The 14,421-nt window shown below is 45.1% G+C and carries 12 protein-coding genes; 7 read left to right on the top strand and 5 right to left on the bottom strand.

Annotated elements, in window-relative coordinates:
* The 3 genes from IQR33_RS18010 to IQR33_RS18000 all read left to right on the top strand — a co-directional run.
* A partial coding sequence (locus tag IQR33_RS18010; RefSeq protein ID WP_193843901.1) for a phosphotransferase occupies nt 1-542 on the top strand: 542 nt, incomplete at its 5' end.
* Between the two features lie 75 nt (nt 543-617).
* Entirely contained in the window at nt 618-1,160 is a 543-nt protein-coding gene (ycfP, locus tag IQR33_RS18005) for an alpha/beta hydrolase YcfP (protein ID WP_005378464.1), read from the top strand.
* Between the two features lie 533 nt (nt 1,161-1,693).
* Nucleotides 1,694-2,983 carry an NAD(P)/FAD-dependent oxidoreductase gene (locus IQR33_RS18000; protein ID WP_005378463.1) on the top strand — a complete coding sequence of 430 codons (1,290 nt, stop codon included), beginning with the start codon at nt 1,694-1,696 and terminating at the stop codon, nt 2,981-2,983.
* 76 nt (nt 2,984-3,059) lie between these two features.
* On the opposite strand, the gene IQR33_RS17995 is transcribed toward IQR33_RS18000, so the two are convergent.
* The 4 genes from IQR33_RS17995 to IQR33_RS17980 form a co-directional block, all read right to left on the bottom strand.
* Nucleotides 3,060-3,608: a GNAT family N-acetyltransferase gene (locus tag IQR33_RS17995; RefSeq protein WP_005387823.1), complete on the bottom strand. Its 549-nt coding sequence runs from the start codon at nt 3,606-3,608 to the stop codon at nt 3,060-3,062.
* Between the two features lie 160 nt (nt 3,609-3,768).
* Nucleotides 3,769-4,536, bottom strand: a complete 768-nt coding sequence (locus IQR33_RS17990; protein ID WP_080773703.1) for a peptidoglycan binding protein CsiV — start codon at nt 4,534-4,536, stop codon at nt 3,769-3,771.
* A 7-nt stretch (nt 4,537-4,543) separates the two neighbouring features.
* A complete protein-coding gene (mfd, locus tag IQR33_RS17985; RefSeq protein WP_053303252.1) occupies nt 4,544-8,005 on the bottom strand; it encodes a transcription-repair coupling factor in 3,462 nt (1,153 codons plus the stop codon).
* 5 nt (nt 8,006-8,010) lie between these two features.
* Nucleotides 8,011-8,580 carry a hypothetical protein gene (locus tag IQR33_RS17980; protein ID WP_017634743.1) on the bottom strand — a complete coding sequence of 190 codons (570 nt, stop codon included), beginning with the start codon at nt 8,578-8,580 and terminating at the stop codon, nt 8,011-8,013.
* Between the two features lie 249 nt (nt 8,581-8,829).
* Here IQR33_RS17980 and lolC point away from each other — a divergent pair, with 249 nt between their 5' ends.
* From lolC to lolE, 3 genes are read left to right on the top strand one after another with little or no spacing between them, the layout of a single operon-like run.
* A complete protein-coding gene (gene lolC, locus IQR33_RS17975) occupies nt 8,830-10,038 on the top strand; it encodes a lipoprotein-releasing ABC transporter permease subunit LolC (protein WP_025998625.1) in 1,209 nt (402 codons plus the stop codon).
* Nucleotides 10,031-10,738, top strand: a complete 708-nt coding sequence (gene lolD / locus IQR33_RS17970) for a lipoprotein-releasing ABC transporter ATP-binding protein LolD (RefSeq protein WP_005378457.1) — start codon at nt 10,031-10,033, stop codon at nt 10,736-10,738. The genes lolC and lolD overlap by 8 nt, the downstream gene beginning before the upstream one ends.
* 2 nt (nt 10,739-10,740) lie before the next feature.
* On the top strand, nt 10,741-11,985 hold the full coding sequence (gene lolE / locus IQR33_RS17965) for a lipoprotein-releasing ABC transporter permease subunit LolE (RefSeq protein ID WP_193837459.1): 1,245 nt from the start codon (nt 10,741-10,743) through the stop codon (nt 11,983-11,985).
* Nucleotides 11,986-12,133: 148 nt separating this feature from the next.
* On the opposite strand, the gene IQR33_RS17960 is transcribed toward lolE, so the two are convergent.
* Complete coding sequence (locus tag IQR33_RS17960; protein ID WP_005387834.1) at nt 12,134-12,643, bottom strand: DUF2062 domain-containing protein; 510 nt, start codon at nt 12,641-12,643, stop codon at nt 12,134-12,136.
* Between the two features lie 8 nt (nt 12,644-12,651).
* Here IQR33_RS17960 and IQR33_RS17955 point away from each other — a divergent pair.
* Nucleotides 12,652-14,421 (top strand): DNA internalization-related competence protein ComEC/Rec2 (locus IQR33_RS17955; RefSeq protein ID WP_193843900.1); only part of this gene is annotated, 1,770 nt, incomplete at its 3' end.

Genomic DNA, 14,421 nt, shown 5'->3' with positions numbered 1-14,421 from the left:
ATTTATTATCCATTGCGGCGAAGATTCATCAATATCCGATAAGCGCAATTCCTTTGGTTCCATTTTCATATATTTCTCGCATCGATCATTATTGGCTTGAGCTTGATGGTCAGTATGTGGGTACGGAGTTTGAGGCTTTGTACATGAAGTGGCGCACGGAACCGAACGTTGCACCTGTTCCGCTTGCCCTATGTCACTTCGATTTGGGGTGTTACAACCTAGTGCGAGGGGAGAGTGGGGTGAAAGTCATTGATTGGGAGTATGCCGGGATTGCTGACCCTAGGCTTGATTTGACCTTAACTATTCAGGTCGCGAATGCGCCTGTGGAAGAAGCGGTAAAGCAGTATTGCCAAATTCGAGGTATCGAAGATGTGTCTCTTTGGCTGAGAGGTGTACACGCTTGGCAACCAAGAACCTTGGTGATGGCGATGCTCTGGTATCTACTTGCCTATAAATTGTGGGGAACTGAACAATACTTAAACAGTGCGTATGAGTTGAAAGGCTCATTGTGTATGGAAGATCACTGTTTTGAGAACTCGTGATATTTTCCCCTTTAACAGTAAGGAAATAGTGGTAGTTTTAATAAAAGTACCAGATACACACAGGGAGAGGTACACATGATTATTTACTTACACGGCTTTGACAGTACAAGCCCGGGTAACCACGAAAAAGTTCTTCAACTGCAATTTATCGACGACGACGTTCGTTTTATCAATTACAGCACCCTTCACCCAAAGCACGACATGCAACACTTGTTAAAAGAAGTGTCTAAAGTTATCGATCAATCTGATGACCCAAACCCGTTAATCTGCGGGGTTGGTTTAGGTGGTTACTGGTCTGAGCGAATTGGTTTTCTATGCGGTATCAAGCAAGTGATGTTCAACCCGAACTTGCACCCAGAAAAAACGATGGCTGGTCGAATCGATCGTCCAGAAGAGTACGAAGATATCGCAACAAAATGTGTTGATCAGTTCCGAGCGAAAAATCAAGCTCACTGCTTAGTGATTCTCTCTAAAGATGATGAAGTGCATGACAATTCGAAAACGGCAGCTGAGCTAGAAAAACACTATCAAATCATTTGGGATGAAACTCAGTCTCATAAGTTCAAAAAAATCTCTCATCATTTACAAGCGATAAAGGCATTTAAAAATACTTATTAATGTTGAGTGTAGACAGTAAAGCGGCGTTTTTATCGGCTGCTTTGCTGCGATTCCTTCTCTTGAGTATGCCGAGCCACTGTCTCTTTGAAAGGCACATTTTCTTGGTTTAACGCTTTGAATATTGTGTTCTCCTTACCGTTTTCTTACTTCCCTCCTATGTAGCACGAACACCTTGTTGTAGAGTAGTCGAAAAGTAGTCAATCCGTACTCGTTACACGGATTTTGGTTGCCTTCAAAGTTGGTCTCTATATAATGAACCGGACTAAAATAATTTGATAAATATCAAAAAAAATTGAGAGCGAGTAATAAACTTGCCCAAAAAATTCTGGCGTCGTACGCGTACCAGATAAACATGCCAAACCCTGACAAGTCATTGATAGATAAAGAATCAAGGTGAGTGGCAGTTTTTTAATCCAAGTAATTGAGACACCTCTAAGAACCAAGAATTCATCGGTTGGATGGATGCCACAAATGTTTGTGAGTCATGCATCGAGCTGAACCCCATATATTCATTTTTGTAGAGGAAAATCATTGTGACACGCATTATCGTTGTAGGCGGCGGTGCAGGTGGTCTTGAGTTGGCAACTAAGCTTGGTCGAACTCTAGGTCGCAAAAACCGTGCGCAAATTACGCTAGTCGATCGAAAAGCGAGCCACTTGTGGAAGCCATTATTGCATGAGGTTGCTACAGGTTCTTTGGACGAAGGAGTAGATGCACTGAGCTATCGAGCTCATGCAAAAAACCACAGCTTCGACTTCCAAATGGGTAGCCTTCAAGACATCGACCGTGAACGTAAAGTGATCATCTTAAGTGAGCTTAAAGACGAACACGGTGAACTTCTTATGCCAAGCCGTGAGCTAGAATACGACATTCTAGTGATGGCGATTGGCTCGACATCAAACGACTTCAACACGCCTGGCGTTCGTGAAAACTGTATTTTCCTAGACAGCCCTGAGCAAGCACACCGTTTCCGTACAGAAATGAACAACGAGTTCCTAAAGCTGCACGCGAAAAACGGTAACGGTACGGTCGATATTGCGATTGTTGGTGCTGGTGCAACTGGCGTTGAACTATCAGCTGAGTTACATAATGCTGTTAAAGAGCTGCGCACTTATGGCTTCGGTGATCTTGATTCTAGCAAGTTGAACGTCAATCTGATTGAAGCAGGTGAGCGTATTTTACCAGCGTTACCTCCACGTATTTCTTCTGCTGCTCATCAAGAGTTGGTGAAGTTGGGCGTAAACGTGCGCACCGCCACTATGGTGACTAAAGCTGAAAAAGATGGCCTTACTACAAAAGATGGTGAGAAGATCCCAGCTCAAATCATGGTTTGGGCTGCGGGTATCAAAGCTCCAGACTTTATTAAAGATATCGCTGGCTTAGAAACGAACCGTATCAATCAGCTTGTAGTGAAAAACACACTACAGACAACACGAGATGATGACATCTTTGTTATTGGTGACTTAGCACAATGCACCCAGTCTGACGGTTCGTTCGTGCCGCCACGCGCTCAAGCTGCACACCAAATGGCAAGCCAGGCATTTAGTAACATCGTCGCGAAGATCAACGGGCGCGAGTTGAAAGACTATGTATATAAAGATCACGGTTCATTAGTGTCTCTAAGTCGCTTTTCAACCGTTGGTAGTCTGATGGGGAACCTAACTAAAGGGTCGATGATGGTAGAAGGCCGTATTGCTCGTGTCGTTTACATCTCGTTGTATCGCATGCACCTAATGGCGTTGCACGGTGTATTCAAAACCGGTCTGATGATGCTCGTCGGTCGCATTAATCGCGTGCTGCGTCCAAACCTTAAGCTGCACTAAGGTTTTAAATCCACTCTATGTGGATGTGTTGTATCTTAAAAAATGCAGAAGCCACCGCAAGTCGGTGGCTTTTTGTTTATGTTAGATCTGTCGGTAAAAGTGAGAACACAACGCCATCTTTAGGCTTACCCTGAAAAATAAACCGGTTTCTGGCGATGGCTTCTTTTTGTGCACCGACGGACTCAATTAAGGCTTGGCTAGCTTCGTTGTCGGGGTCACAAACAATCTCTAGTCGAGTTAAACTTAGCTTTGCGAAGCAGAATTCTGCTAAGGCTTTAACGGCTTCTTGGGCATAGCCTTGCCGTTGATAGCGGTCGGCAACCCAGTAACCAATACTCGCCATATTAAACGTATGATATAACTCATTAACCGCTGCCATTCCAACCAAAGTGTTACTTTGCCGCTCATAGATACCGAAACCAAAAGCCTCAGTTTTGACCCAGTTAAGACGGGTTGCCAACAGAAAGTCCTGCGCGGTTTTCAATGTGACGTTTTTATCACACCAGTCAAGCCATTGGTGCAGCGAAGGGGATTCTGCAAGTAATCGTTGTAGTGAATGTGCTTCTTCAGCAGGGATGAGCTTGAGCGCTAAGCGGGGCGCAATGATTTCAAAGTCTGGACTCATGAACTAATACGACTTCCATGTTGAGTGTAAGTAAATTGAAAGCTGTCTATTTATACTTGAACGCAGCTATTTTCCTTGCTCTGCGTTGGTTAGGAATAACTGAGGTATAGCAGATAAAAACAAAGCGCAGCTTTGCTGCGCTTTGTCGAACCGCTCGTGCTTATCGAACCCGACGAACTTGAATGATCATACCCATCAACGGGTTATCTAGGTAATGAGTCTCGCTGCTACGCATACGACGTTTTTGATCCATTCGATAACTCTTCAGGAATTTCTCTTCGGTTACTGTCGGCGATATTTCTGCCAAGTTACCGACTTGGACGTTACCATCTACTTCACCTAAGTCATCCGCCAATTGCTCAGTTGAGGTTGGTTCAAAACGCACCTCTCTAACACTTGGTTCGCGCAGATCTAGTGTTGTTTCGGCGAAGAGGTAATGCTGTACGTATATTTGGAATCGACCATCTAGTTCATATAAAGGACCATTGACCGTCTCTTCACTGTAACCGTCGCTGGAAAATGTTTGATTGCCATTGAGTGGGCGGCCATCTGCTTGATAAGAATCAGAGAAATCTCGCCCGCCAACGATGCGGAAAATTGGGGCGCTAGATTTACCTCGGTCACCTTGACGCCAGGCTACGTGTTTAAGCACTTTAAAGCCGGCATGATTATTTAGTGCCGCTTCTTGCGCGTTGAGACGGAAAGAAGAACTTGGCAAAAGTGTCACGCCTTTAGAGCGGCGGTAGGATTCACTCTCTAGGCTACCGACATTTTCCATATCGATTTTTGGCAGTTGATTCGGCCAAGATTCTGTTGTGCTTTCAGCGTCGACTGCTCGCTTGAAAATGATCACTTCAATATCAAATTGGCGCTGTGCCCAAGAGGGCATTGAGACACATAGAAGCAATAACGGGATCAGTATTCTCATTCGACTATTAGCTCGTTGGTAATAAATTCTGTTTAAAATCATTCAGTAAGTCTTGAACAAACTGAATGCGTTTACGTCGGTCCACCAATGGTACGCTAAACTTGAACTTAGTTGGACCTTCCATTGCAAATTTTTGCGGCTGTGATTGCAGCAGTTTAACTAAATACGCTGGATTTATGTCAGCATCAGGGTAAAACTCGATAAATCCACCTTTATCATGGGCTTCTATCTTTTTCGCTTTTAAACTACCAGCCGAAATTTTCAATTCTGAGACGGCAAGTAAGTTCTTTGTTGCGTCTGGAAGCAGACCAAAGCGATCAATCAGTTCCACTTTTAGCTCTGATAGTTCATCACTGCTTGTGACACTCGCAATGCGTTTGTACATCGACAGTCGTGTGTTTACATCCGGAATGTAATCATCTGGTAAGAGCGCTGGGATTCGCATTTCCACTTCAGTTTGCTCACGAAGCAGCTCATCCAAAGATGGCTCCTTGCCTTCTTTTAATGCTTGCACTGCTTGTTCCAGCATTTCCATATAAAGTGTAAAACCAACGGATTGAATTTGCCCACTTTGCTCATCACCAAGCAGCTCACCAGCACCACGGATTTCTAAATCGTGGGTTGCTAACGTAAAGCCAGCACCTAAGTCTTCCAGTGAAGCAATCGCATCAAGACGCTTGATGGCATCTTTGGTCATGGCTTTTGGATGTGGCGTTAATAAGTAAGCATAGGCTTGATGGTGCGAACGTCCAACACGGCCACGCAATTGATGCAACTGCGCCAAGCCAAGATTGTCCGCACGATCCATGATTATGGTATTCGCCGTTGGTACGTCGATACCGGTTTCGATGATGGTTGTACACACCAACACATTAAAGCGCTGATGGTAGAAGTCATTCATGATTCGCTCAAGTTCGCGCTCGCGCATTTGACCATGAGCCACGGTAATGCGTGCCTCTGGGATGAGTTTCTGTAAGTCTTCTGCCGTTTTTTCAATGGTTTCAACCTGATTGTGCAGGAAGTAAACCTGACCACCACGCATAATTTCACGCAGTACCGCTTCACGGACCACTGGCTCTTCTTTTTGTCGAACAAAGGTTTTAATGGCTAAACGGCGTGCAGGAGGTGTCGCGATGATCGACAGGTCTCGCATGCCACTCATTGCCATATTCAGTGTGCGTGGAATTGGTGTTGCGGTGAGGGTAAGAATGTCCACATCCGCACGCATTGCTTTGACTTTTTCTTTTTGACGAACCCCGAAGCGGTGTTCCTCATCAACGATCAACAAACCTAAATCTTTGAATTTAATGTCGCTCGAAAGCAGCTTATGCGTACCAACGACAATGTCTACTTTACCATCGGCAACGTCTTGCAGAATGACTTTTTGTTCTTTGGCAGATTTAAAACGAGACAGTACTTCAACTCGGATTGGTAAGTTGGCAAAACGGTCACGGAAGTTTTCGAAATGCTGCTGAGCAAGCAAGGTTGTTGGTACGAGTACGGCGACCTGTTTACTGTTATCCGTTGCGACAAATGCTGCGCGCATAGCGACTTCCGTTTTACCAAAGCCCACGTCACCACATACTAAGCGATCCATTGCTTTTGCCTGGCACATGTCTGACAATACGGCATTGATGGCCATCGCTTGGTCATCTGTTTCTTCAAACGGGAATGTTGCTTTAAATGTTGCGTATTGCCCACGATCTAGCTCAAATTTGAAGCCCGGTTTTAATTCTCGTTTTGCATACACATCCAGCAATTCTGCCGCGACGTCACGCACTTTTTCTGCCGCTTTACGACGTGCTTTTGCCCACGCTTCACCACCTAATTTATGCAGTGGCGCACTCTCTTCAGCGCCGCCAGAATAACGGCTGATAAGATTCAGTGATGAAACTGGCACGTAGAGCTTGGCATCGTTTTGATACTCAAGGGTGACGTATTCCGTTTTCATACCACCGGCTTCAAGTGTTTGTAAACCGATGTAGCGGCCAATACCGTGATCAATATGAACCACAGGTTGGCCGGGTTTTAGTTCGGCAAGGTGGCGAATAACGGTGTCACTGTTGACGGCTTTTTTATCTTTGCGGCGTCGCTGGATAACACGGTCACCGAGTAGATCACTTTCACAGATCAGAGCGAAGTTCAGATCTTCGTGAATGAAACCATGCTCTGCTGCGCCTAAGACCAAGCTGAATCGATCACCCGAGTCTAGAGCTTGGTAAAGTGAGCCATGTACGACTGGCCGAACTTTGATGCCTTGCAACAGCTCCGTTAGTGCTTCACGACGACCTTCTGACTCTACCGAGAAAACGATTTTGCCGCTGAATTGCTCACTAAACTGACGAAGGCGCGAGAGCGGCTCTTTATTTTGTTGTTGAACGCCAAGCTCGGCTAACGATTGTACTGGTAGGTTTTGACGACCGGCACGCTTAACCACTTTATCTAGGCTCAATTGAGCGATAGGGAGCTGTTTTAGTTGACTGAAAAGTTCGTCTTTTTTCAACCAAAGCTGTTCAGGAGTCAAAAGAGGACGCAGCGGATCAACTTTTTTCTGGTCGTATCGATATTCGACATCGGTTAAGAAAGTATCGACCGCAGATTCGATATCACCATATGTGATGACTTGAGAGTCTTCTGGCAAATATTCAAATAAAGTCTCGGTATGGTCAAAAAACAGCGGCTGCCAATACTCAATACCAGCGGGCCACGTGCCTTTGGTCACTTGCATGTAGATTGATTCAGGCTCGCGGCGTGCGTCGAACTGGGTGCGCCAACGTGTACGGAAATCTTCAATCGCTTCTTTAGTGGTTGGGAACTCATGTGCAGGCAGCAATTGGATTTGCTGAATATCGTCGATAGAGCGTTGGTTCTCTGGATCAAACGTGCGAATGGTATCTATTTCATCATCAAAGAAGTCGATGCGGTACGGGTCATTGCTGCCCATAGGAAAGAGATCCAGAATAGACCCACGACTTGCATATTCACCTGGTCCAAATACTTGATCTACATGGCGGTAGCCTGAATTTTCAAGTTGTACACGTAACTTCTCTAGCGAGAGCCGATCACCAGTTTTCACCATTAAAGTGTGTTGCAACAGAAAATCACGTGGCGATTGGCGTTGCAATACTGTACTGACCGGGACGATGGTTATGCCATCACGTTGACTTGGCAGTTGGTATAGGCGTGCGATACGTTCAGAGATGATTTCTTGATGCGGAGAAAAGTTATCGTAAGGCAGCGTTTCCCAGTCGGGGAACAGGCTTACCGTTTGGTCGGTGAATTGCTCAATCTCTGCCTGAAGCTTTAAAGCGATTTGCGGGTCAGGCACAACGAGTAGCGAGTGACTCGAATGCTGTTTGGCTAGCTCTGCAATGGCTAGAGGTAGAGCTGCGCCCGGCAAATTACCTAGCTGTTTTTTGTCGCCACGCTCTGAAGGGTTGGTGACGGAAAGAATCGTTGCTTTTGTCATAGGAATTATTTTTTATCTCGCTCCATCGAGCGCTGACGTAAAAGTTTTTGTTGTTGATACAGTGCCGCCTTTATCAGTAAATCTTGATCAGATTCTCGGAGCATCTTGTATCTAAGCGTGATAATGAAATCTTGCTCTGAAGCATCACATTCTTCTACTTGAGCGTAACAGTAAATCGCCGCAGCAGGGTGATCGAGGAACAGTTTAACACGAACGAGTTGTTGAGTAGTTAACGCTGTATCTGAGCGGAAACTGAGTTGACTAGCACCAAACTGCGTCGTTTGATAGCGAATGGAGGCGTCATCTTGTTGTGAAAGCATAAAGCTCAACAAGAGGTTAAGTTTCGCGTTTTGCGTATCAAGCAAGTTGATCACATGCTTTAACTCTTTGTTTTTCAGCTCTAGACGCGCGTTGTCTGCCAACATATCTAAGTGACTAAATTCACTGGCGACAATAAATGGTGCTGGAATTTCGGAGGCAAATGTTTCTTCATCTGGCAAAGCAAAGTCCGCACTCAACGTTTCGACGTTGATGGTGAGGTTATGATGGACGGTAAAGTATTCTTGCTCTGTCATATAGTCGATCCTTTTGCCAGTGAGCGCTCCCTGTTCACTCAACAAACAAAGAGAAATAGGGCACTGATTATCGCTAACTGAATGAAGTTATCAAGTTTAGCCGATTTGTCCTTGAACTTTTTGCCCTAAATACAGACTTATTGCATGTCGTTGACAAATTTAGCGATTCTCTTGTCTTCTTAATGAGAAGAGTAAGGTAAGATAATCCGCTAAAGCTTTATATCAAAACAACCAGTTGGTTTGTCTTATATGTATCATCCTATCTCATTGTTTATTGGCTTAAGGTATCTTCGGGGACGCTCTGGAGATAGGTTCAGCCGATTTGTTTCTTATATGTCGACGGCGGGTATTACGATCGGTGTAATGGCGTTGGTGACGGTTCTTTCTGTGATGAACGGGTTTGAATCGCAGTTAAAAGAACGCATTTTAGGTGTGCTACCTCATGCCGTGGTTTCGCAACACGATGGAAAAGCGCCTATGACCGAGTCTGCCCCTCCATTTGTTCAAGCGATGTCGAGTGAATCTCAGCCGGAGCCTATCGTTAGAGGAGAGGCTGTTATTCAGAGTTCTGCACAGCTGACGGCTGGTTACCTCATCGGTATTGAACCTAAGAAAGGCGATCCGATTAGCAACCATTTGATTGCCGGACGATTATCGTCACTTCATGCAGGTGACTACAATGTATTTTTGGGTCACAGTTTGGCGCGTTCACTAAAGGTCTCAATCGGGGATAAAGTACGCTTGATGGTGACCAACGCGACGCAGTTTACCCCACTTGGTCGTATTCCTAGCCAGCGAAACTTTACTGTCTCAGGCATTTTCAATACGGGATCGGACGTTGATGGTCAATTAATGATTGTGAACATGACGGATGCATCTAAGCTGATGCGTTTCCCTAAAGACACGGTTTCTGGTTGGCGTGTCTTTTTCTCTGACCCATTTATGGTGACGGATTTTGCTGACCAACCCATGCCTGATGGATGGGAATGGAGTGATTGGCGCGAACAGCGTGGTGAGCTTTTCCAAGCGGTGAAAATGGAAAAGAACATGATGGGACTTATGCTAGGTCTAATTGTGGGTGTCGCTGCATTCAATATTATCTCCGCTTTAATCATGGTGGTAATGGAGAAGCAATCAGAAGTCGCAATATTGAAAACTCAAGGCATGACTCAATCTCAAGTGATGACCATTTTCATGGTGCAAGGTGCAAGCAGTGGTGTAATTGGCGCGATTGTTGGTGGCGCTGCGGGCGTGATCTTGTCACTTAATCTAAATGCGATTCTTGAATCTGCTGGTGTGGCGCTATTCAGCTTTGGTGGTCATCTACCCATCTTGATTGATTCACTGCAAATTCTTTTAGTGGTGGTGTTGGCGATTGCTCTTAGCCTTGCTGCTACACTTTATCCTTCTTATCGAGCATCTTCTGTTAAACCTGCTGAGGCACTTCGCTATGAATAAGCTATTAGAATGTCGTGATATTCGTAAAGTCTACCGAGAGGGTTCGTTAGATACGGAAGTGTTGAAAGGCGTAAGTTTCGATATCGACAAAGGGGAGTTGGTTTCTATTGTTGGCTCTTCTGGTTCGGGAAAAAGTACCTTATTGCATATTTTAGGTGCGTTAGATGACGCAACTCATGGTGAAGTTGATTTTCTAGGGCAAAACCTATCAGCTTTGAGCTCGAACAAACAGGCGGCATTACGCAACAAGCACCTTGGTTTTGTATACCAGTTTCATCACTTGTTGGCTGACTTTACTGCGCTTGAAAATGTGGCGATGCCACTGATGATTGGCGGTGCTAAAGTAGCGGATGCAAAACAGGCGGCTAAAGCGCTGTTAGATAAAGTTGGTTTGAGTCATCGGATGCAACATAGACCCTCCGAGTTATCGGGCGGTGAGCGTCAGCGTGTTGCGATTGCGCGTGCATTGGTGAATAAACCTGATCTGGTCTTGGCTGATGAACCTACGGGGAACTTAGATCACAATACGGCACTGTCTATCTATGATTTGATGCGCGAGCTCAATAAAGAGTCAAACATTGCATTTTTGGTTGTCACGCATGACAAAGAGCTAGCAGCAAAAATGGATCGTCAAATGCACATGCAAGATGGTTTGCTCGTAGATCGTTTTGTGACTGATACAGCATCTGCGGAGGGCTAGTTTTGTTTACCTCTTTAGCTTTGATGATTGGTGGTCGCTTCAGTCGAGCGAAAAAGCGCAACAAGATGGTGTCTTTCATATCGCTTTCTTCGACTATTGGTATTGCGGTTGGCGTTGCTGTGATCATTATCGGTTTGTCTGCAATGAATGGCTTTGAGCGCGAGCTGCAATCGCGTGTGTTGTCTGTGATCCCACACGGCGAGTTAGAAGGTGTTAATGGACCACTTCATGACTACACCAAAACGATGAATCAAGCTCTAAAACATGAACATGTTGTTGCGGCAGCACCGTACGTTCGTTTTACGGGCTTGGCAGAAAAAGGCAGTAAGCTAAAAGCGATAGAAGTTCGTGGTGTAGAGCCTACTTTCGAGCAAGCGGTGTCGAGCTTATCGAATTTTATTGACCAAGAAGCTTGGCAAAACTTTTATGCCGGTCAGCAGCAAGTGATCTTAGGACGAGGTGTAGCAAACGAGCTAAATGTCGCCGTGGGGGATTACGCTACGTTGATGATTCCGCAAACAGGCGGCGCAAATAAAGTGCAGGCTCCTAAGCGAGTGCGCGTGAAGGTGTCAGGGTTCTTAACATTGAATGGCCAAATCGACCACTCTCTAGCGTTAGTACCATTAGCGGATGCTCAGCAATACGCGAGATTAGGGGAAGGGGTCACTGGCATTTCACTAAAAACTGACGATGTTCTCAATGCGCCTTCTATTGTTCGCGAGGTTGGTAGCATGGTTGATGTTTACGTGTATTTGAAAAGCTGGCAGCAAAAGTTTGGTTTTTTGTATCGCGATATTCAGCTCGTGCGCACCATTATGTACTTGGTGATGGTACTGGTGATTGGCGTGGCATGTTTTAATATTGTGTCTACGTTGATGATGGCAGTGAAAGACCGAGCGGCGGAAATTGCAATTTTGCGAACAATGGGAGCAAAAGATAGCCTAATCAAACGGATCTTTGTTTGGCAAGGTGTATTCTCTGGTGTATTTGGTAGTCTCGTCGGCAGTGTTATCGGTGTCTTAGTAGCGTTAAACCTGACTCCGTTAATTAAAGGGCTAGAGAGCTTAATCGGTCATCAGTTTTTATCGGGTGATATTTACTTCGTTGACTTCTTACCATCACAACTACACTGGCCAGATGTCGCATTGGTGTCAGTGACGGCGATAGTGCTTAGTTTACTTGCGACTTGGTATCCTGCTTCGCGTGCCGCAAGGTTGAATCCGGCGGCTGTACTGAGTTCTAAATAGCTGATTGTTTTACAATATGCGAAAAACAAAAAGGACCGAATTCGGTCCTTTTTTGTATTTATCCGACTTGAGTAACATCGCGTTTCATTCTAACTGTTAGATGCCCCTCAACTGATAGCTCAAATGCTGATTTTTACGCAGTAAGGTCTTATCTTATTTTGCGTTTTTGCCAGCTCCGTACCACTGAGTAGCGCCAAAGCCCTCGAATTCCGAAGTAGCCAATAATCGCGGATACAACCCCACAAATTGCGCAGCCCAATAGAAATGGAGGTCCAATGGTGCTCATTTGCTGCATGATGAATTCCCACGATAGTTCAAAGTGAAAAGGTTGCGGGGGAAGACGCATCACTAGAGCACCTAGCTTGTACGCAAAGTAAAATAGCACAGGCATAGTGATAGGGTTGCTGATCCATACCAAAGCGACGGAGAGGGGCAGATTGACACCCAACATAATGGCCAAGCCAGCGGCCATGATCATTTGGCTCGGCAGCGGAACAAAAGCCATAAATAACCCGACAGCAAAAGCCCCTGATGCCGAGCGGCGGTTTAAGCACCACAAGTTCGGGTTGTACAACACATTGCCGAAGACCTTCAATGCTTTTTGGCGTTTGATCAATTCATGATCTGGCATGAAGCGTTTTATCAGCTTTCTAGGCATAGGACAGCATGACTCTCTCAGAAAAAAGTTGGACCTTGGCGTTATTTGTAGCGAGCGTAATCTCGTCAGCTTGGTGGCCGACAATACCAGATTGGCGTTGGTTGCTGCTGGGAATAATAACCACTGGCTCAATAATCAAATTACGTCGTGGCTTAATTAGCATAGGCGCAATTGCGGGCTTTATGGTTGTCATCGTCCACGGCAATGTATTGGAGTCTCAGAGACAAGCCCTTTTTCAAGCAGGGGAGAATATTACCATAATTGGTAAAGTTGACAGCCCTTTTACGCAAATAAGTCACGGTTATGAAGGTATTGTCGCTATAGAAGCGGTAAATTCTCAAACTCTGTTACCTTTTCTTAAACCTAAAATCCGTCTTATTACGCCTTTTCCACTCGATGTTAACAGTGAGTTTACGACATCCATCTCGTTAAAGCCGATTACAGGTCTACGCAACGAAGCTGGCTTTGATGCTGAAAAGCACGCGATGAGTAAAAATATTATCGCCCGAGCGGTTGTTAACAAAGATGCTAAGTGGATTGTTCGTTCTAATGTATCTCTGCGTCAATCCATTATTGCCGATGTCGCTGATGATGTGTCTTCCCTTCATCATTTCTCGTTAATAAATGCGTTAGTTTTTGCTGATCGTTCTTGGCTGTCTAAAGAGGATTGGCAAGCGCTCAGGGACAGTGGTTTACTGCACTTGGTCTCCATTTCTGGTTTACATATTGGTATGGCGTTTACTTTTGGGCTAGTCGTGGGCGGTACCGTTCGTTATCTATTACCCCAATACCAGTTGTTGCCTAGCTTATATGGGCTGATCTTCGCTGTTGCCTACGCTTGGTTAGCGGATTTCTCTCTGCCTACTACGCGAGCAGTGTCGGTATGCGTTGTTTACGTTCTCCTGAAGTATACTCTGGTGCACTGGACTTCTTGGCGAGTTCTTTTGCTTGCAGTATCTCTACAACTGCTTGTCCAACCTTTTGCATCCTACAGTATGAGCTTTTGGTTATCATACCTATCCGTTTGTGCGGTATTGCTCGCAATTAATTTGATTCGACATCAAAGGGGAGGTTGGAAAGCGAGGTTAAAAGCGTTATTGCTTACTCAATTGATGTTGAGCGCTTTAATCGTACCTGTCAGTGGCCATTTCTTCTCCGGTTTTAGTTTGTCCTCAATAGCCTACAACTTGGTATTTATTCCTTGGTTCGGATTTATCGTTGTACCCTTGATGTTTCTAGCCCTGTTCTCATCTTTGTTTCTTGAAATGATAGCGAAGCCTCTGTGGCATTTGGTGGACTGGTCATTACAGCCATTGAGCACGTCAATACAGTACGCAATAGGTTCTTGGCAACCTATTAGCATGGAAATGACAATGCTGGTTATGGCTATAGTGGTTTGCTTAATATTTCAACGGTTCATGTCTCAGTACGCGTGGTATTTGTTACTCGGCATCGTTATTAGTATCAAGTTTGCAGCGGAGTATGAACCGCATTGGCGTATCGATGTATTAGATGTAGGTCATGGCCTTGCAGTGGTTGTAGAAAAAGACGACAAGGTGTTGCTGTATGACACTGGTAAAGCATGGCAAAGCGGCAGTATCGCAGAGCAGGTCGTCACTCCGGTTTTGCATCAACGAGGTTATGAAAGCATAGATACACTGATTCTAAGCCATTCCGATAATGATCACGCAGGCGGCCGCTTTGTCATTGAAGATGCCTTTTCTCCACAACGTAAACTTAGTAGTCAATTATTTATCGAATATGAGCCTTGCACTAGA

This window comes from Vibrio sp. OPT46 (assembly GCF_015163535.1).
Classification (GTDB): Bacteria; Pseudomonadota; Gammaproteobacteria; order Enterobacterales; family Vibrionaceae; genus Vibrio; species Vibrio alginolyticus.
The sequence above is the reverse complement of the archived record's forward strand: the minus strand, read 5'-3'. Positions and strand labels throughout refer to the sequence as shown.